17 protein-coding genes are annotated in these 19,109 nt (G+C 41.8%); 5 read left to right on the top strand and 12 right to left on the bottom strand.

Annotation, left to right across the window (positions count from 1 at the left end; translation table 11 throughout):
* The first annotated feature begins 2 nt into the window (after positions 1 to 2).
* From H5180_RS07455 to cysQ, 3 genes are read left to right on the top strand one after another with little or no spacing between them, the layout of a single operon-like run.
* Positions 3 to 1,727, top strand: coding sequence for an SLC13 family permease (locus H5180_RS07455; protein ID WP_182719264.1), 1,725 nt, complete (start codon positions 3 to 5; stop codon positions 1,725 to 1,727).
* Positions 1,728 to 1,757: 30 nt separating this feature from the next.
* Positions 1,758 to 2,357, top strand: coding sequence for an adenylyl-sulfate kinase (gene cysC, locus H5180_RS07450; RefSeq protein WP_145238262.1), 600 nt, complete (start codon positions 1,758 to 1,760; stop codon positions 2,355 to 2,357).
* A 3-nt stretch (positions 2,358 to 2,360) separates the two neighbouring features.
* Positions 2,361 to 3,143: a 3'(2'),5'-bisphosphate nucleotidase CysQ gene (gene cysQ, locus H5180_RS07445; protein WP_182757999.1), complete on the top strand. Its 783-nt coding sequence runs from the start codon at positions 2,361 to 2,363 to the stop codon at positions 3,141 to 3,143.
* Positions 3,144 to 4,173: 1,030 nt separating this feature from the next.
* Here the strand turns inward: cysQ and secF are convergent.
* The 5 genes from secF to queA all read right to left on the bottom strand — a co-directional run bounded on the left by secF (position 4,174) and on the right by queA (position 9,704).
* The gene (gene secF / locus H5180_RS07440) at positions 4,174 to 5,121 is read right to left on the bottom strand and encodes a protein translocase subunit SecF (RefSeq protein ID WP_145238256.1); all 948 of its coding nucleotides are present in this window, start codon (positions 5,119 to 5,121) and stop codon (positions 4,174 to 4,176) included.
* A gap of 9 nt (positions 5,122 to 5,130) precedes the next feature.
* On the bottom strand, positions 5,131 to 6,990 hold the full coding sequence (secD, locus tag H5180_RS07435; protein WP_145238253.1) for a protein translocase subunit SecD: 1,860 nt from the start codon (positions 6,988 to 6,990) through the stop codon (positions 5,131 to 5,133).
* A gap of 16 nt (positions 6,991 to 7,006) precedes the next feature.
* On the bottom strand, positions 7,007 to 7,345 hold the full coding sequence (yajC, locus tag H5180_RS07430; protein WP_182732013.1) for a preprotein translocase subunit YajC: 339 nt from the start codon (positions 7,343 to 7,345) through the stop codon (positions 7,007 to 7,009).
* A gap of 25 nt (positions 7,346 to 7,370) precedes the next feature.
* Positions 7,371 to 8,498, bottom strand: a complete 1,128-nt coding sequence (gene tgt, locus H5180_RS07425; RefSeq protein ID WP_145238250.1) for a tRNA guanosine(34) transglycosylase Tgt — start codon at positions 8,496 to 8,498, stop codon at positions 7,371 to 7,373.
* A 174-nt stretch (positions 8,499 to 8,672) separates the two neighbouring features.
* Positions 8,673 to 9,704 (bottom strand): tRNA preQ1(34) S-adenosylmethionine ribosyltransferase-isomerase QueA, encoded by a 1,032-nt coding sequence (gene queA / locus H5180_RS07420; RefSeq protein ID WP_145238247.1) that lies wholly within the window; start codon positions 9,702 to 9,704, stop codon positions 8,673 to 8,675.
* A 168-nt stretch (positions 9,705 to 9,872) separates the two neighbouring features.
* Here queA and H5180_RS07415 point away from each other — a divergent pair, with 168 nt between their 5' ends.
* On the top strand, positions 9,873 to 12,398 hold the full coding sequence (locus tag H5180_RS07415) for an EAL domain-containing protein (protein WP_145238244.1): 2,526 nt from the start codon (positions 9,873 to 9,875) through the stop codon (positions 12,396 to 12,398).
* Positions 12,399 to 12,601: 203 nt separating this feature from the next.
* A complete protein-coding gene (locus H5180_RS07410; RefSeq protein WP_145238241.1) occupies positions 12,602 to 12,826 on the top strand; it encodes a hypothetical protein in 225 nt (74 codons plus the stop codon).
* A 63-nt stretch (positions 12,827 to 12,889) separates the two neighbouring features.
* Here the strand turns inward: H5180_RS07410 and H5180_RS07405 are convergent, their stop codons facing one another.
* The 7 genes from H5180_RS07405 to phoU all read right to left on the bottom strand — a co-directional run bounded on the left by H5180_RS07405 (position 12,890) and on the right by phoU (position 19,084).
* Positions 12,890 to 13,801 (bottom strand): hypothetical protein, encoded by a 912-nt coding sequence (locus H5180_RS07405; protein ID WP_182757998.1) that lies wholly within the window; start codon positions 13,799 to 13,801, stop codon positions 12,890 to 12,892.
* Positions 13,802 to 13,812: 11 nt separating this feature from the next.
* Complete coding sequence (locus H5180_RS07400) at positions 13,813 to 14,403, bottom strand: hypothetical protein (protein ID WP_145238235.1); 591 nt, start codon at positions 14,401 to 14,403, stop codon at positions 13,813 to 13,815.
* Complete coding sequence (locus H5180_RS07395) at positions 14,396 to 14,938, bottom strand: RNA polymerase sigma factor (protein ID WP_182757997.1); 543 nt, start codon at positions 14,936 to 14,938, stop codon at positions 14,396 to 14,398. Before H5180_RS07395 ends, H5180_RS07400 begins: the two co-directional genes overlap by 8 nt.
* Positions 14,939 to 15,203: 265 nt before the next feature.
* Positions 15,204 to 16,133: a hydrogen peroxide-inducible genes activator gene (locus tag H5180_RS07390; protein WP_145238228.1), complete on the bottom strand. Its 930-nt coding sequence runs from the start codon at positions 16,131 to 16,133 to the stop codon at positions 15,204 to 15,206.
* 92 nt (positions 16,134 to 16,225) lie between these two features.
* Positions 16,226 to 17,494 (bottom strand): inorganic phosphate transporter, encoded by a 1,269-nt coding sequence (locus H5180_RS07385; RefSeq protein WP_182719201.1) that lies wholly within the window; start codon positions 17,492 to 17,494, stop codon positions 16,226 to 16,228.
* 39 nt (positions 17,495 to 17,533) lie between these two features.
* The gene (locus H5180_RS07380) at positions 17,534 to 18,211 is read right to left on the bottom strand and encodes a TIGR00153 family protein (RefSeq protein ID WP_145238222.1); all 678 of its coding nucleotides are present in this window, start codon (positions 18,209 to 18,211) and stop codon (positions 17,534 to 17,536) included.
* Positions 18,212 to 18,382: 171 nt separating this feature from the next.
* Positions 18,383 to 19,084 (bottom strand): phosphate signaling complex protein PhoU, encoded by a 702-nt coding sequence (gene phoU, locus H5180_RS07375; protein WP_064668157.1) that lies wholly within the window; start codon positions 19,082 to 19,084, stop codon positions 18,383 to 18,385.
* Positions 19,085 to 19,109: the final 25 nt, after the last annotated feature.

The raw sequence follows: 19,109 nt of genomic DNA, 5'->3' as shown, positions 1-19,109 counted from the left end.
GCATGTATCAACAGCTAGTATTAACAGGCATTATGCTAACTTTAGTCGGGTGCCTGTTTGGCACGCGGCTAAAGCCAGCATGGCTTTTTGTTGGCGCCATTGGCACCGCATATCTAGGCGGGTTAATCGACCTTGAAGATATGCTGATCAACTACGCCAATCCATCACTGATCACCTTAGTGTTATTAGTACTGGTTTCGATTGCGGTTGAAAAAACTACACTCGTACAAAAGCTTGCCCAGTCATTATCAAAAGGAAGTTTAACCAGCTCAGTCACTAAGCTCGGACTTTCTACAGCGTTTTTATCCTCATTTACCAATAATACAGCGGTTGTCGCATCGCTCATTACTGCCATAAAAGACAATCCAAACCATTCACCTTCAAAGCTACTATTACCGCTGTCGTATACTGCTATTTTAGGTGGCACAATTACCTTAATTGGTACTTCAACAAATTTAATCGTCAATGGTTTTGCCGTTGATGCAGGCATGGCACCGCTAGGCTTTTTCGACTTTACCATAGTCGGGTTAGGCGCATTAAGTGTGGGCCTGATCACTATTTTAGTGATGCTAAAATATTTGCCAGACAACGGCAAAAACGATCAAGAAGTGGTGCCTTTTTATCTCGAAGGTAAAATAGAAGAAGGCTCAAAACTAATTGGTAAAAGCGTAGAAGAAAATGGCCTGCGCGAACTTAAAGACTTATTCCTAGCAGAAATTATTCGCGGCGATAAACGCATTTGTGCAGTGACCCCGCAACAAGTGATTAAAGCGGGCGATGTATTGCTGTTTGTCGGTGACATCAAATCAGTGCCATTGCTAACACGCTTTGACGGGCTAAAAATAGTTCACGATAAACATCAAAAAGATGTTGAGCACCTCGTTGAAGTTGTTGTCAGCCAATCATCTAAATTTATAGGAAAAACAGTTAAAGAAGCGCGTTTTCGTGAACAGTTTCATGCCGCTGTTATCGCTATTCGTCGCGGCCATGACCGCTTGCAAGGTGGCCTTGGTAAAGTGCAGCTGCAAGCGGGAGACTCACTGATCCTCGCACCAGGTAAAGACTTTTATAGTCTGCCTAATTTAAAACGCGAATTTGTGTATATTTCCGGGCTTGATTTACAAACTCACTTAGCGCCCAAGCAATCTAACTTAGTATTAGCGAGCTTTGCAACGGTACTTGGGCTGAGTATTATTGGCTATGTACCACTGGTAAAAGGCTTATTAGTATTGCTGATTGGCTTAATGCTCACGGGAACGATAAAGCTGAGTGAAGTAAAACGCCGTTTTCCTATTGAGTTACTCGCTGTAGTTGGTAGCGCCATTGGCCTTGCAAAACTGATGATAGGCACCGGCCTAGCTGGACAAATATCTGCAGCATTGTTTTATGTACTCGGTGATTTTGGCCCCTATGGTGCGTTTATCGCGATTTTTGTAATGACAGTAATGTTCACCGAACTTATCACCAATAACGCCGCAGCGGCACTATCATTCCCTGTCGCTTATGCATTAGCAATGGGCTTTAATGTTGACCCGCTGCCGTTTATTATGGCGGTCGCCTTTGGTGCATCTGCAAGCTTTATATCACCATTTGGTTATCAAACTAACCTGATGGTTTATAGCGCCGGCAATTATCGTTTAAAAGACTATGTATTAATGGGCTTACCGCTTTCTATTATTTATTCAATAACGGTATTAACCCTGATCCCGCTGGTATTTCCATTTTAAGCCAGCGCTTACTCATAAGAGAGTTTTATAATGGATGAGAACATTGTTTGGCATAACTATGCCATTACTAAAGCACAACGTAGCGAACACAAAAGCCATAAACCGGCTATTTTATGGTTCACTGGTTTTTCCGGCTCAGGTAAAAGCACCGTAGCAAACGCCCTTGAAAGCGCACTCAATCAACAAGGTATTCACACCTACCTGCTTGATGGCGACAATGTACGCCACGGCTTGTGTAAAGATTTAGGCTTTAGCGACGAAGACCGTATCGAAAATATTCGCCGCGTTGGTGAAACCGCCAAACTAATGGTCGATGCTGGATTATTGGTACTCACCGCATTTATTTCCCCATTTCGCGCTGAACGCGATATGGTCAGAAACTTAGTCGATGACGGTGAATTTATTGAAGTGTTTTTAGACACACCTCTGGACGTATGCGAGAGCCGCGATCCAAAAGGCTTATACAAAAAAGCCCGCGCAGGTGAAATAAAACACTTCACAGGTATTGATTCAGACTACCAAATACCCCATTCACCGGAAATAATCTTAGATACCAGTAAAAACACCCTAGACCAATCGGTGCAAGAGCTGATAGCGTATCTAAAACAACAGCAAATTATTAAAGGTTAAGTCATGAACCAAACGGAACTGCTCGAAGAAATACTGATCCTTGCCCGCCAAGCTGGCAGCGCTATTATGGGGATTTACGAAAAGGATTTTAACGTTGAGTACAAAGCTGATGAAAGCCCTGTAACCGACGCCGATCTTGCAGCTCACAAAGTGATTGCCAATGGCCTAGCCCACTTAACCCCAGAGATCCCAGTATTAAGTGAAGAAAGTGCCGATATCAGCTGGGATATCCGTCAAACGTGGACCCGCTATTGGCTGGTTGACCCAATCGACGGCACTAAAGAGTTTATTAAAAAGAACGGTGAGTTTACCGTTAACATCGCCTTGATTGAAAACGGCAAGCCTATCTTAGCGGTAGTAGATGCGCCTGCGCTAGGCGTGTCTTATCTGGCAGCAGAGGCAATCGGCGCATTTAAGGACCGCGGTGATGAGCGCATTGAGCTTAAAGTCACCACCAAAGCAAACAAAGGCCTAATTCGCGTAGTCGGCAGCCGCTCGCATCCATCACCGGATTTAGCCGAGTTTATAAAACGCTTTGACGAGGTGGAAATGGTCTCAAAAGGCAGTTCACTAAAACTGTGCTTAGTCGCCGAAGGCAGCGCCGATATTTACCCACGCCTAGGCCCAACCTGCGAATGGGACACCGGCGCAGGTCACGCTATAGCCGAAATCGCCGGCGCAAAAGTCACTAAGCTTGATGGCAGCCCGCTTGTTTACAATACTAAGGATGAATATTTGAATCCGTATTTTGTGGTGAGTGCGATAGAAGAAGAAACCAAGCTATAAGCTGTAAGTTTTAAGTGGTAAGTTTAAGGCCGACTCTTCACTCGTAGGAGTTGGCTTCAGCCACGAAAAATCCTGCTCTGCATTCTATTTGAAAAAACAATTTCACCACAGAGAACACCGAGGCGCTTCGCTACACAGAGGGCTTTTGCCATAAGCTTTAAGCGATAAGTTGTAACCCTAGCACTTCACTCGTAGGAGTTGGCTTCAGCCACGAAAAATCCTGCTCTGCATTCTATTTGAAAAAACAATTTCACCACAGAGAACACCGAGTCGCTTCTCTACACAGAGGCTGAATCATAAGCTGTAGAGCTTTAAGCGGTAAGTTTAAGCCCAACTCTTCACTCGTAGGAGTTGGCTTCAGCCACGAAAAATCCTGCTCTGCATTCTATTTGAAAAATAAATTTCACCACAGAGAACACCGAGGCGCTTCGCGCTACACAGAGGGCTTTAGCGATAAGTTTAAGCCCGACTCTTCACTCGTAGGAGTTGGCTTCAGCCACGAAAAATCCTGCTCTGCATTCTATTTGAAAAAACAATTTCACCACAGAGAACACCGAGTCGCTTCGCTACACGGAGGTTGAGTTATAAGCTTTAACTCGTAGGAGTTGGCTTCAGCCACGAAAAATCTGCTCTGTATTCTATCTTAAAAATAAATTTCACCACAGAGAACACCGAGGCGCTAGGCTACACAAAGAAGTGAAAGGCATTAGGTTAAAGACTGAGACTAGCTCCACCTGAAATCTAACCCCTCAATACAACTTACTAGGCATAAAGTCGCGCCTACGCATATTAAAACACCGATGCCAACCCGTAGGCTAGAGTTTACCTCGCGCAATTTTATGCTCACGAGCGCACAGAGGCGCTTCGCTACACACAAAAGTGAAATGCAAGAGATTGAAGGCTGGAGACTAGCTCTACCTGAAATCTGACACCTATAATCTGATCCCTAATACAGCTTGCGCGGCATCAATACCTAAAAGCAAAAAACCGCTCAATGAGCGGTTTTTTAAACGTAAAATTAGAATCATACCTATGGCATAGCGTCTAAATCTGCGCCTTCTTTTTCGATAACTTCTGGTATTAAGTCTTCTTTACTTACGCCCATTGCAAGCGCAACGGCACTAGCAACATAAATCGAAGAGTAAGTACCAATAAACACACCAAATAACAGCGCTGTAGCAAAACCATGAATAGTTTGACCACCCCAAGCAAACAAGGCGATTAATACTAAAATAGTGGTAATTGAAGTTACTAGAGTACGGTTAAGTGTTTGCGTTAATGAAATATCAATTATCTCAACAGTATCGTCGATACGCACTTTGCGGAAGTTCTCACGAATACGGTCAGATACAACGATAGTATCATTAAGAGAGTAACCTATTACCGCCAGTATTGCCGCCAATATGGTTAAGTCGAACTCTAACCCTAATACTGAAAACAAACCTAAAGTAATGATTACATCGTGTAAAAGTGCCGACACCGCGCCTACCGCAAAACGCCACTCAAAGCGAAATGCCACATAGATCAAGATACAAATAAGCGCAGTTAACATGGCAAGGCCACCCTGCTCTTTTAAGTCTTCACCTACACTTGGGCCAACAAACTCAATTCGACGCATTACTACGCTATCATCGGCTTTTTTAAGTGCATCAATTACTTGGTTACCAATTACTTCGGCTTTAACATCATCACCTCGCGGTGCTAAGCGAACCAAAATCTCTTGGCTTGAACCAAATAATTGTACTGATGCATCTGCAAAACCATTTTCAGCTAACACTGAACGTACTTTCTTTAAGTCTGCTGGTTGTGCAAAACCGACTTCTACCGCTGTACCGCCCGTAAAATCTAAGCCAAAGTTTAAACCTTTAACGAAGAACGATGCGAACGATGCCAAAATAAGTAGCGTTGAGATGCTCATAGCAACTTTGCGCAGCGACATAAACCCTAAAGTTCTGCCGCCTAATTTTAAAATTTGCATATCTGCTCCTTAAATTGACAGCTTATCAATGCGCTTACCACCAATACATAAGTTGATTACCGCACGGGTACCAACAATGGCTGTAAACATTGAGGTGATAATACCTATCGCAAGTGTCACTGCGAAACCAGCAATTGGGCCTGTACCCACTGCGAACAAGATAATCGCAGCAATTAAGGTGGTAATATTGGCATCAAAAATTGTACTAAAAGCACTATCATAACCATGATGAACAGCCTGTTGCGGACTACGTCCATCGGCCAGCTCTTCGCGAATACGCTCAAATATTAGTACGTTGGCATCAACTGCCATACCTACCGTTAGTACGATACCAGCAATACCTGGCAGTGTTAGTGCAGCGCCTGGGATCAACGACATAACACCCACAATCAATACTAAGTTAGCTGCTAAGGCAATATTAGCGACTAAGCCAAAACCTTTGTAATAAACTAACATAAAGATCAGTACAAACAAGAAACCTAAAGCAACCGCTGTCATACCTGCTTCGATATTTTCTTGACCTAAGCTTGGCCCTACCGTGCGCTCTTCAACAATTTGAATTGGCGCAACAAGTGCTCCAGCACGTAGTAATAAACTTAAGTTATGTGCTTCTGCAGGGTTATCAATGCCGGTGATGCGAAACGAACGATCAAGACGCGCTTGTATAGTTGCAACGTTGATCACTTCTTCCACCTTAATTGGTGGTAGCGCTTTACCGTTTTCGTCTGTTTTACCAGAAGGCTTATACTCTATAAATACCGTCGCCATACGCTTGCCAATAGCACGCTTAGTGAAAGCATTCATTTTCGCGCCGCCTTTGCTATCAAGGCTAATACTTACTTGCGGACGTTGGTATTCATCGGCACCCGATTGCGCACCAGTAATGTGACTACCTTCGAGAATAATGCGTTTTTTAAGTACCACTGGGTAGCCATCACGGCTCATGATCATTTCAGTACCAGGCGGAATACGCCCTTGCGCTGCTGCCGTTGGATCGGCATTTTCGTCTACTTCACGAAACTCAAGGGTTGCTGTAGCACCCAAAATCTCTTTCGCACGCGCAGTATCTTGAACACCTGGTAGCTGCACAATAATACGCTCTGCACCTTGACGTTGTACGTTAGGCTCAGCAACACCGATTTGGTTAATACGGTTACGGATAATGGTTTCGTTTTGCTTGATAGCATAGTCACGAATTTCTTTGAGTTTTTGCTCGCTGATGGTGGCATAAAACGCGTTATCGTTAGAGCTATCATCAATGTAGTTGTGTAATGGGTAGCGTGACTGTAAAAAACGCTCTGCCGCATCTTTATCTTCTGCGCTGCGCATCTCCACACGAATACGTTCAGTACCAGCTACACGACGTACCGTGCGATAGCGTAGTTTTTCTTCACGTAAATCACTTTTATAGTCTTGATCCATTTGTTCCAGCGCGTTATCAACCGCTGTCACCATGTCAATTTCCATCGTAAAGTGAACACCGCCACTTAAATCCAAGCCCAATTTCATTGGATTGCCGCCAAGGGCTTTTAACCAATGAGGTTGCGCCGGGGCCATGTTAATGGCTGAGATGTAATCGTCGCTCAATGAATCACGCAATAAATCTTGCGCTTTAAGCTGCTCTTCAACATTTTTAAAGCGGATCAACACTTGACCGTTTTCGAACTTAACTGATTTTACGGTAACATTGTGCTCTTTGAGGGTCGCATTTACTTTGTCTACTACAGCTAGATCTGCATCAGTTCCTTTAGTACCTGAAATTTGTATGGCCGGATCACGACCATACAAATTAGGAGAGGCATATAAAAGACCTACCGCAATCACAGCTAGAACAAGTAAATACTTCCATAATGGAAACTTGTTTAACACGTGGGCGTCCTTATTATTATAGCGACTTCATTGTGCCTTTAGGCAATACTGCTGACACTGCTGATTTTTGTACAGTTACTTCAGCTTGATCGTTAAGTGAAATAACAATGAAATCTTTATCGTCAGAGATTTTAGCGATTTTACCCACTAAACCACCTTGAGTAAGAACTTCATCGCCTTTTGCCATCGCATTCATCAGCGCTTTATGTTCTTTTACACGCTTAGCTTGTGGACGGTAAATCAAGAAGTAAAATACTAAGCCAAAGATAGCTAGCATGATCAACATCTCATAACCACCACCGGCTGGCGCTGCACCTGCCGCACTTGCGTGGGCGTTTGAAATAAATAAACTCATAACACTTCCTCTTTAATTTTTAAATTTAATTTGTGGTATCTGCAAGCTCTGGCACTTCTTGGCCGCGGCGTGCATAAAAATCATTTACGAATTCATCTAACTTACCGTCACCGATCGCATTACGTAAACCTTCCATAACGCGCTGATAGTAACGTAAGTTATGAATTGTGTTTAGTCGTGCACCTAAAATTTCGTTACATTTATCAAGATGATGTAGGTACGCGCGCGAATAATTCTTACAAGTATGGCAATCACACTCAGGATCAAGTGGGCCGGTATCTGTTTTGTGCACAGCATTACGAATTTTCACAATGCCACCGGTTATAAATAAATGACCATTACGCGCATTACGAGTTGGCATTACACAGTCAAACATATCGATACCGCGACGAACGGCTTCAACTAAGTCTTCAGGTTTACCTACACCCATAAGGTAACGGGGTTTGTTCTCTGGCATTTTATAAGCACAGTGATCAAGAATGTTAATCATCTCATTTTTTGGCTCACCGACCGATAAACCACCGAGTGCGTAGCCATCAAAACCAATTTCTTCAAGACCTTGTTGTGACTGAGCACGCAACTCCGGATACATACCACCTTGGATAATACCAAATAAAGCTGATGGATTGTCACCGTGACCTTCTTTTGAACGCTTAGCCCAACGAAGTGATAACTCCATTGAATCTTTAGCTTCTTTTTCGGTGGCAGGATAAGGCGTACATTCGTCAAAAATCATTACGATGTCTGAACCTAAATCACGCTGCACTTGCATGGCTTTTTCTGGTGAAAGCATAATTTTTTCACCGTTAACAGGCGAGCTAAACAATACACCTTCTTCGGTAATTTTACGCATTGCGCCTAAGCTAAACACTTGAAAACCGCCTGAGTCGGTTAAAATTGGTTTATCCCAATTCATAAAACCATGTAATCCACCATGCTGCTTGATGATTTCAGTACCAGGGCGAAGCATTAAATGGAAGGTGTTACCTAGGCAAATATGCGCACCAGTGTCTTTGACTTCATCTGGGGTCATACCTTTGACAGTACCGTAAGTACCTACTGGCATAAATGCTGGCGTTTCGACTACGCCTCTATCAAAAATCAAGCGGCCGCGGCGGGCTTTACCGTCTGTACGGTCTAATTCAAACTTCATATCATCCTCAAATGTCAGAAAAACAGTCCAACAAGCTATAATTTAACCGCTCGATTCTACCCTTTTTGTAAAACCATTACTATTAATTGGGCTCAAAGCTGAAATTAAAAGTGCAAAAATCAAAACTAAAAAGCCCAACACAAGGCTGGGCTTTAAGTGCTTTTATAGAAAAAACTATTTACGGGTTAAAAACATCGCATCGCCGTAGCTAAAAAAGCGGTATTTTTGTGCAATTGCAGTTTGGTATGCACTCATAATATTATCTTGCCCAGCAAATGCACTAACCAACATGATCAATGTCGATTCTGACAAGTGAAAATTAGTGACCATGGCATCAACTACGTTAAATTGATAACCTGGGTAAATAAAAATATCGGTGTCACCAAAGTAACTGGCTAATTGGCCGCCATGTATCTTAGCTGCTGATTCCAATGAACGTACCGAAGTTGTGCCTACCGCAATCACTCTGCCGCCGTTAGCTTTGGTTGCAGCGACTGCTGCAACAACATCATCAGGCACTTCAATGTATTCGGAGTGCATTATATGATCATCAACCGAGTCTACGCGTACCGGCTGAAATGTGCCCGCGCCAACATGCAGAGTAACAAATGCCATGTTTACGCCCTTAGCTTTTATTGCTGCCATGAGCGTATCGTCAAAATGTAGGCCAGCAGTTGGCGCTGCAACCGCGCCAGGTTTTTCACCGTAAACTGTTTGATAGCGTTTGCGGTCTTCGTCAGTATCTGGACGGTCAATATAAGGTGGCAGTGGCATATGGCCAATATCGTTTAAAATTTCCAGTACATTTTGACTATCGCTAAACTCTAGTTCAAACAATTCGCCATGACGACCCACCATAGTCGCCTGCGCTTTACCTTCGAGAATAAGTTCTGTACCTGGTTTTGGTGATTTACTTGCTCGTACATGAGCCAGCACGCGGTGCTCATCAAGCACTCGCTCCACTAAGACTTCAACTTTGCCACCTGACGCTTTTTGGCCATACATACGAGCAGGGATCACTTTGGTATTGTTAAATACCAACAAGTCATTTTCATTTACTAAATCAATAATATCGCTAAATATTTTATGTTCTACAGCGCCACTTGGGCCATCTAAGGTTAATAAGCGACTGCTGGTTCGATCCTGTTTAGGAAAACGAGCAATTAATTCATCAGGTAAGTCAAAGCTAAAATCAGCCACGCGCATAGGATATATCCAGATCAAAAAAGTCGCGCCAAGTTTAACTGCATCGCGCTATTAGCTCAACCAACGGCTTTAATTAAAATACAATGGAATGTTCTCTTGTGGTTCGAGACAAATGGCATTATTCTACTCAACTTAATTAGATCTAGGTTTATAAGAGGTGTGACATAAATGGCTAAGCAGCTAACTTTGCTGATCTTAAACGCCAGTGTCGCTGAGCGTCAGGCTGTTAAGTCAACCTTAAATCGGCTCAATGTATTTACTTTCCTTGAAGTAGCCGATAGCCAGCAAGCCCTCGAAATTCTTAAATCTCAAGCGGTCGATGTCATTATTACCGGTCTTAATGTTGGTAAAATAGATGGTTGGCGATTTTCTCGGATGATCCGTTCAGGGTTATTAAAAACCCCAAAAAATACACCAATTGTACTAACTCCGCCTATCTATTGTGAGCGAATAGCCGAAACGACAGCACGCAGTTATGGCATAGATGCAGTATTGCCATTTGAACGCCAAGATATGCTGCCACAGGTACTGGCAAATGTGTTATCAACGCATTTAGAAAAAAGTAGTCGTTTAGACTTGTTGCTGCTCGAAACCGACAGTGACAAAGCAGCTGAAATAGCGCAACAATTACAGCTAAACTTTGCCTGCACCCATGTTTCTAGTAATAAACAAGCATTATCAATCTATTTGCAGCAAAAGTTTGCCATTGTGTTACTTGATGCAACCGCAGCACACGCAGGAGCTGCCAGTCAATTAGTTGAAGAAATTTTACAACACAACCCAAAACAAGCCATTGTAACCATTATAGACACGAAAGATGCCGATCATGCTGAACAACTATTGCTTTCAGGGGTCACTGATTTTATTCGTGCACCATATGAACAAACCTTGTTAAGTAAAGTATGCGACCATGCTGCGCGCCGTGAAGATTTTATGGTCAGTTATGCAGAGTTTGCACAAAAAGTAGAACAGCTAAGTCAAAGTCAAAGCCGCTATAAGGAGCTATTTTCAGCCCATCAGCGGATACTATTACATCTTAATACTGTGGTGCTTGAATTTGATGAACAAGGCCGCATTCGTTTTATCAACCCTGCGTGGGAAGCACTCAGTGGGTTTGGCATAAAACAAACCTTGAGCAAAGCACTCTCTGACTTTTGTATCAATGATTGCAAAGATAAACTACTGCAAACAATTAGCAGTATTTTGCATGGCGGTGCCTTGCAACAGCAGGTTGAAGTGCAAATTATTCATAAAGATGGTCAAGCTATTTGGGTTGAGTGCCGCTTACAACTAATCAAAAACAGCAGTAATGCTGCCACGATCACCGCCACAATAGATAATATTCATGAGCGCAAACAAGCTGAATTACAGCTGCGCCATTTAGCGCTACATGACACCTTAACCGGCTTACATAACCGCTATTATTTTGATCAACAACTCAATCGAATTTGCCAGCCGCAACGCACTAATGGCGACATAGAGCACGCTTTAATTTATATTGACCTCGATCATTTTAAAATAATTAATGACAGTAAAGGCCATCAACAAGGCGATATAGTTCTTAAAGAAGTTGCGCAACTATTTAACGCCAATATCAGTGATGAACACTTAGTGTGTCGCATTGGTGGTGATGAATTTGCGGTGATCTTAAATAATATGAATCTGCTTGATGCACACTTGATAGCTGAAAGTATTTGCATGGCTATTGAAGGTCATCAGTTTAAATCTGAAGAACAAGTTTATTCAATTAGCTGCTCAATTGGCTTAACGCAAATAACAGCAGCGAACCATGATCCGAGTGAATGCTTAAAACAAGCTGATATTGCCTTGTACGTTGCTAAAAGCTTAGGCCGTAATTTGGTTCATTGTTACTCTAAAGAAGATGCCAGCCATAACACCTTGCAAGCTGGATTAGAGTGGGGACACAGCATTCGCCAAGCATTGCAACAAAACCAAATTGAATTACATTACCAGCCTATTTGGGACTTTAAACATGGTGGTGTCGCTTATTTTGAAGCACTGTTACGCTTAAAACTCGACGGTGAACTGGTTTATCCAAACCAATTTATTCCGTCACTTGAATTATTGAACGACACTTACTTAATGGATCAATGTGTGATCAGCAATGCAATTTCTGCCATTGCCGCTAACCCTGAGCTAAATCAAGTTGCAATAAACCTATCTGCGCAATCGTTTTTAGATGAACGCCTATTACCGCATATCGAATCGACCCTTGAAAAGTGCGATATCAGCCCTACCCGGGTTATTTTTGAGATCACCGAGTCCGCCAGTATCAATAATTTAACTGCCACTCGTGCGATGATCGAAAAGCTCAATCGCTTGGGCTGTCATTTCTCAATTGATGACTTTGGCACTGGCTTTAGCACCTTTAATTATCTTAAGCAACTGCCAGCTCAACACGTAAAAATAGACGGTTCGTTTGTTCGCGATATGCTTAATGATCCAATCGACTTGGCGTTAGTTAAAGCAATAAACGATATTAGTCGCTCGCTCAATAAGCGTTCAGTTGCTGAATATGTTGAAAATGAAGAGATCTTTTTAGCACTAAAAGAAATAGGTGTTGATTATGGCCAAGGCTACTTTATTTCACGCCCGGTGCCCGTAGAAAAAATCAAACATCAGTTACAAAAAATTTATCAAAACAAAACTTTTTACGAACAACCACCTAGCTAAAATAGCGAACTTTTCATACAAATCTACGCATTTTTTTACTTCCATCTTGTGATAACTCATCTATACTTTGCTCATCGGGCGATAAATGTCTTGTGATTATGATGATAATCGAAATTTCACATGACATCGTTAAATCATAGCAACATGCCACTTACAAACTAACATGTTGTTATTAGTATCATTGTCAATTTATGGAGTGAATTATGATGCAATTAATAGTGTTACTATTAGCGGTAAACTTAGGGATAACTTACCAATGCTATCGATATGCCAGTATCAAAGGTTACCCGGTTGTAACTTTTACCTGCTTAGGTTTGATCCCCTACTTTAACTTAGTGGTGTGGGTTTATTTGTTATTTTTACCAGATATTACGCCATTCAATAAACAGTTTGAATATGAAGGGCATAACGAAAAGCAGCCTTTATAATACGGCTGCTTGTTGGTCAGGGATAAGTTATTAATTGAGCTGAGTTAATATCAGCTCGGCTAATTAAAATTGGTAGCTAATAGCTTTTTTAGTCAGTTCGCTGGCTTTGATATCGCCGGCGACACACTTTTTAATATCTGATTTATTAAATACTTTTATTAAACTCGTATTTTTATCGCCGAGCCCTTTAAGAACAAAACTCACATGCTCGTCGTTTGGCAAACTACGTAAACCACTACCGTAATCACATAACGTAAGACTGATACTTGTGCTTACTTGCTCCAGTAACTGTTGTTGCTCTGCGGCTTGTTGTTGCTCACGCTCTGCATGCTTTGCATTGATATTTTGGCGTAGCTGTTGCTGCTGTTTAGTGAGTTTAGTTTGTTGTTTTTCCAGCTTCGCGATATCTTTTTCTAACGCTTTTTTGCGTTGTTCAAGCTGTTTCTCTTCGGCGCTATTATCATGGCGGCTGGCAAACTCTAAATCGCGCTTTTCACGCTCTAAATCCCGCAACTTTCGGCCCACATCACGCTCTTGCTCTGCAATTTCGCGCACTTGTTCTGCGCCTTCACGCATTAGTTCCATCGCTTGTTGATAAGCTTCTCGTGATGATTCAACAACATCTTCGGTAATAAACTCTACTTGATCACTGATAATTTCAATATCCATATTAGCAAAATCAATTTCAGGCAGCGGTGGTAACGGCGCATTAGGTGCGTTACTAAAAATAGTCTGCCAGCGGCTAGAGCCTCTTACGTCCAGCTCAAATACCACTCCCTGCTTAACAAAATAGTTGGCTTGAATCGCACGGATCCTTTTATTGGTATCTTGCTTTAACGCGCTGCTTAAAATGTTTTCCATTATTGCTACTTCACGCTGTATTGATGCCAACTCCGCAGGGTCTTGCGCAGATACATTAGCACTTAAGCACCCAAGTATGGCCATTATGGCGCTGCTGATAAGTTTTTTATTCATGCTCTATACTCCTAATTTTTCGCAATCGCGGCTGTTGGCTGCTCTTGTACTTGTTCGGCTAAATCATTTAATTGCATCCGTAGATACGCTTGATCTTGAGCTCGCTGGGTTTTGATGTAAGTGATTAAACTGGCAATATCTTCTTGGCGTTCAACTCGTCCTGTTGCAATGGCCTCTTTTGCTAATTGATACATCTGCTGTTGTTGCAATTGATTTTGCGCAGTAATAATTCTTTGCATTTGGTCAATTTGCTTTTGTTGAGACTGCAATAAATGTGTTTGTTTCGTTACTTGTGCAAGTAACCCCTGCGCATCTGATTGCGGTATAACTAAAAAGATTAACGAACAAACCAATACTGATGCTGCAACAGCCCACGCTCCAGCGACGCTAAACACACGCACAGCAGAGAACTGCGATATTGTTGATTGGCGATCCCAGATTGGTACAGGTACAGCCTTATAGTCACGGCTATGCTGTTGCCATACTTGCGCTTGGCTCATCAACGCTGCATATTCGGGATCATTTTCGAGCTGCTGCAATTGTTTATCGCTCAAAACTTTACCATCTAACCATTGCTCAAAAAGCGACTCTAAACTAGCCATCTACGGCCTCCAAATGAACTTTTAATTTTCCTAATGCACTGTATAACCGCGACTTAGCAGTATTAGTTGAAATATCTAATTGCTCAGCAATCTCTTCAAAGGTGCAATGCTGGAAAAATTTCAACTCCACCACTAAACGCTGCTCCCACGGTAACTTATTCAACATACTTTTTAATTGCTGATGCTGGGCCTGAGCTACACTATTGCCTTCTAATTCACTGTGTTCACAGGCCTGTTCTGGCACATCATCTAAGCTCTGATAATGCTTGCGACGGCGGTAGTATTCAACGCTACGCCGATGCACAATTTGAAATACCCAAGTATTAAAACTCGACTTACCACGAAAGTTCGGCAGACTTTTATACACCGAAATAAACACCTCTTGCATTAAGTCCATGGCATCATCTGGGTTACTTAGCATCCGCAAACAATAGTTATAAACTTGGCTTTCATGCTGCTTAACCAGCTTAAGCCAGGCGCGCTTATTTCCTTGTTGTGCTTTGGCGATTAATGTTTCTATTGATTGAAAAAACACGATTCTCGATGCTTAGTTATTTTACTTATGAGGTTAGTCGATAGAGTGAAGCAGATAGTTTGGAAAAGATAAAAATAAATGAAAATAAATAAAAAAGCTCACCTAAATGAGCTATTCCTGTGTCGTTATACCAATCGTGTTAAGTTACTGACCATTTATAGCGACAGATAAATGGAGTGATAACAAGGCATAAATTTTGACATATAGTTGTTCTACATGAAAAATTTATAACGCAGTTAGCGCTTTATTTAGCTCGCTAGAATGGTTAAATATTTAAGTCGATTGGCATTAAGCGACATTGCTGCTTTAAAAAGCTTTCTAGCATTTGGCTAAATAAACGAAAATCTCGAATACGACCGGTTGTTTTGCGCCACAGAATGCCAATATCGCGGTAAGCGTCACTTTGTGAAGGAGTGGCAAGCATATTTTTGTTCGCTAAAATACCCGCGTTAATCGCCATTTGCGGTAAGAAAGTCACACCGAACTGGTGCTCAACCATGCTAAGTAAGGTGTGTAAGCTCGCCGCTTCAAACGGATTGATACAGCTTGAACGATTTAAATGACAAGCACTTAATGCGTGCCCTGTCATACAATGCTCTCGCTCTAATAAGAACACGCTGGCTTCCGGTAACAAGTTAAAATCTTCTATATTCTTAGCAGGTAAATAGTCTTTATGATGTACTAAGCAAAAGTGATCTTGCGCGAGTACTTGAGTATGAAATTTATCAGTATCGTAAGGTAGTGCCAACAGCGCCATATCGATATGGCCATGTTCGAGTTTATCTAACAAGCTATCACTGGTATCTTCAACCAGTACCAACTCTAAATCAGCAAACTGTTGCTGACAAAGGTGGTAGAGAGGTGCCGCAATAAAACTAGCAATCGTTGGAATAACTCCAAGTGTGAGCGTACCGCTTAGCGGTGTTAAATGGCTTTTAGTCAGCTCTCTAACACTTAGCGTATCGTCAATAATTTTGCGTGCCCGCTCTACTACCTCTTCGCCGATAGCTGTGAACATCAAACTACGATTTTCACGCTCTATGAGTTGGCAACCGAGTGTTTCTTCAAGGGTTTGAATTGCACTGCTGAGTGTTGATTGACCAATAAAACACGCACTTGCGGCGCGGCCAAAATGCTGATGCTGATGAACTGCCAATAAATACTGCAGCTGTTTAATACTTGGTAAGTTCGTCATACTTTTTGTACCCACAAATAAAAAGACCCCAACACCAAGGGCGTTGAGATCTTTTCAAGCTAAAAGTCTGTAATACTTAAAGACTGCTGGATTTAAACTCCAAAGGCAGTTCTCAGTATGTAGAAAATAACAATAGCAAGGGCAGCGCCAACTGGCAATGTAATTACCCAAGAAACTACAATGTTTCTGATCACACCCATATTAAGTGCAGCAATTCCACGTGCCATACCTACCCCTAATACCGCGCCAACTAAGGTTTGTGTAGTAGAAATTGGCAAGCCTGTTCCCGATGCAATTACAACTGTAGAAGCAGCAGCTAATTCAGCAGCAAAACCACGACTTGGTGTTAAATGCGTAATGCCTTCACCAATCGTTTTAATTACTTTTTTGCCTAAAATTGCAAGGCCTGCAACAATACCGAAACCACCCAGTGGTAAAATCCACCATGCGATTGTCGCTTGCTTAGCTATCTCACCGTTATTTTCAACAATGTTTACAACTGCAGCCAACGGACCAATAGCGTTAGCCACGTCATTAGAACCATGAGCAAATGCCATACAACATGCGGTTAATACCATTAAGATAGCAAACACTTTCTCAACGTTATTAAATTGCATTTTCTTATCGGCTTTTGGATCAATCTTTAACCGAGAAATAACGATTTTACCAATAATACCAACAATAACAGCAATACCGATTGCTAATGCATAACCTTCAACAGCACCTAAATTAATACCAATGTGCTTTAAACCTTTCTTGATGGTTACTAAAGACATGATAAAACCGGCTAAACCCATGTAAATAGGCACATAGCGTTTGGCATTATTAAGTGGTGCCTCGGTGTCAAAAATTAACTTTTGCGCACTCATAAATATTAAGTAGGCAATAAACCCTGAAATCGCCGGGGTAACAATCCAACTCCCCACAATACCTGCAACTTTGTCCCATTGAATCGCTTCGCTGCCAACTGCAACTAAAGCAAATCCGATGATAGCACCAATAATTGAATGCGTGGTTGATACCGGCCAACCTAAGAATGAAGCTATTAGCAACCAACTACCCGCTGCAAATAATGCCGAGATCATCCCTAATACCATAAGTTCTGGCAGGTCTAAAAACGGCGTAGAATCGATAATGCCTTTACGAATTGTCGATGTTACTTCGCCGCCAGCTAAGTAGGCGCCTGCAAATTCAAAAATCATCGCTATAAAAATAGCTTGTTTAATAGTTAATGCTTTTGAACCTACCGATGTGCCCATCGCATTAGCAACGTCATTCGCGCCAATACCATAAGCCATAAAAAAACCGACTGCTGCGGCAATTAAAATTAATACCGTGCCATAAGATGCAATGATATCCATTGTGTAACCCTAATCTTTCGTTATTGAACTGAGTGTAAATTACCGAGCTAACATCAGCTCAAGACGCGAACCAACGCGTTCTGCGATATCCGCAAGCTCGCCGACCCATTCGATGATTTTATATAAAAACATTACATCTACAGGATTGAGTTCATCTTCGACGTCACGTAATTGGCGACGTATTATGATTTGCATATCATCCGTGTCTTGTTCAATTGCATCCAATTCAACGAGCATTTTTTCTACTAAGGTCACTTCACGACCTTTAAAACCAGTTTCTAGTAACTCATCTAACTCATTGATTGCGTTTGATGCTTGTTTAGTTGCATCAACACAGCGAGTTACATAGGCTAAAAAGTTAACTTGAATTTCTTTTGGAATGGTCATCTCACGACCAATTACACGACCAGCAATGTCTTTTGCTTTATTAGCAATTTTATCTTGCTGGGTGACGAGTTCGAGCAGATCTGTACGCTCTACCGGCATAAATAAACCGCGCGGTAACTGTAAACGTATATTTCTTTTCATGTCGTCGGCTTCACGTTCTAAAGTACGAATGTTCAAGCGAATCTCTTCTGCTTGTTGCCACTCTTCTTTAAATACATGATTGAAAAAAGGGATCAAAGCTTTACTTGCTTGATGTACCTTCTTGATGTGATCTTCCATTGGCTTTATAGGAGATTTTGCGAATACCCCTAAAAATGCGTTTGTAGGCATAACTGACCCTTAAATCAAATTAGTATGCTTTGCGGCGTGAATTTTACAGCATTCACCGCGATTGTGAATGCTTTTATTACATCACAGCTGCCGCTACAGCATTATAATTATAACGAAAACATGAAAAGCGACCATTGGCCGCTTTAATAAAACAAGACGGTATCAAAAAATCTATAACGATTTTTCTATATCCTCTTGAGATGTATGACGAATATCTTTGCCATTAACAAAGTAAATAATATATTCAGAGATGTTTTGACAACGGTCGCCAATACGTTCCAATGAACGTACCGACCAAACTAAATCCATAATTTTTGGAATTGAACGTGGATCTTCCATCATATAGGTCATAATTTGACGAGTAATTGCTTCATACTCACGGTCAACCTTGGCATCTTCTTTGTGTACTTCAAATGCTTTTTGTACATCCATACGTGCAAAAGCATCGAGTACATCATGCAGCATTTTTGAAACTTGGCGACCCATATTTTCGATGTTAACTAATAAATCTTGCTGATCTTTAGTAAATGAATCTAGCGCAACTTTAGCAATACGCTCAGCCTCATCGCCAATACGCTCTAAATCGGCAATGGTTTTAGCAATCGCGACCACTAAGCGTAAATCACTTGCAGCTGGCTGACGACGAGCAATGATACGGGTACATTCCTCATCAATATTTACTTCCATGGCGTTTACTTTATAGTCGTTTTCACGCACTTTACGCGCTAACTCAGCATCGCCATTACTTACCGCATCAAGCGCGCTATTAAGTTGCTGCTCAACTAAGCCACCCATGCTTAATACATGGTTACGAACGTTTTCTAGCTCTTGGTTAAAGCGGCCAGAAATATGCTTATTAATATTGTGTTCCATTGTTTACCTTCTTATCAAAATCGCT

This window comes from Pseudoalteromonas sp. SR41-4 (genome assembly GCF_014163985.1).
In the GTDB taxonomy this organism is placed as follows: Bacteria; Pseudomonadota; Gammaproteobacteria; order Enterobacterales; family Alteromonadaceae; genus Pseudoalteromonas; species Pseudoalteromonas rhizosphaerae.
This window is presented reverse-complemented; position numbering and strand designations above follow the sequence as displayed.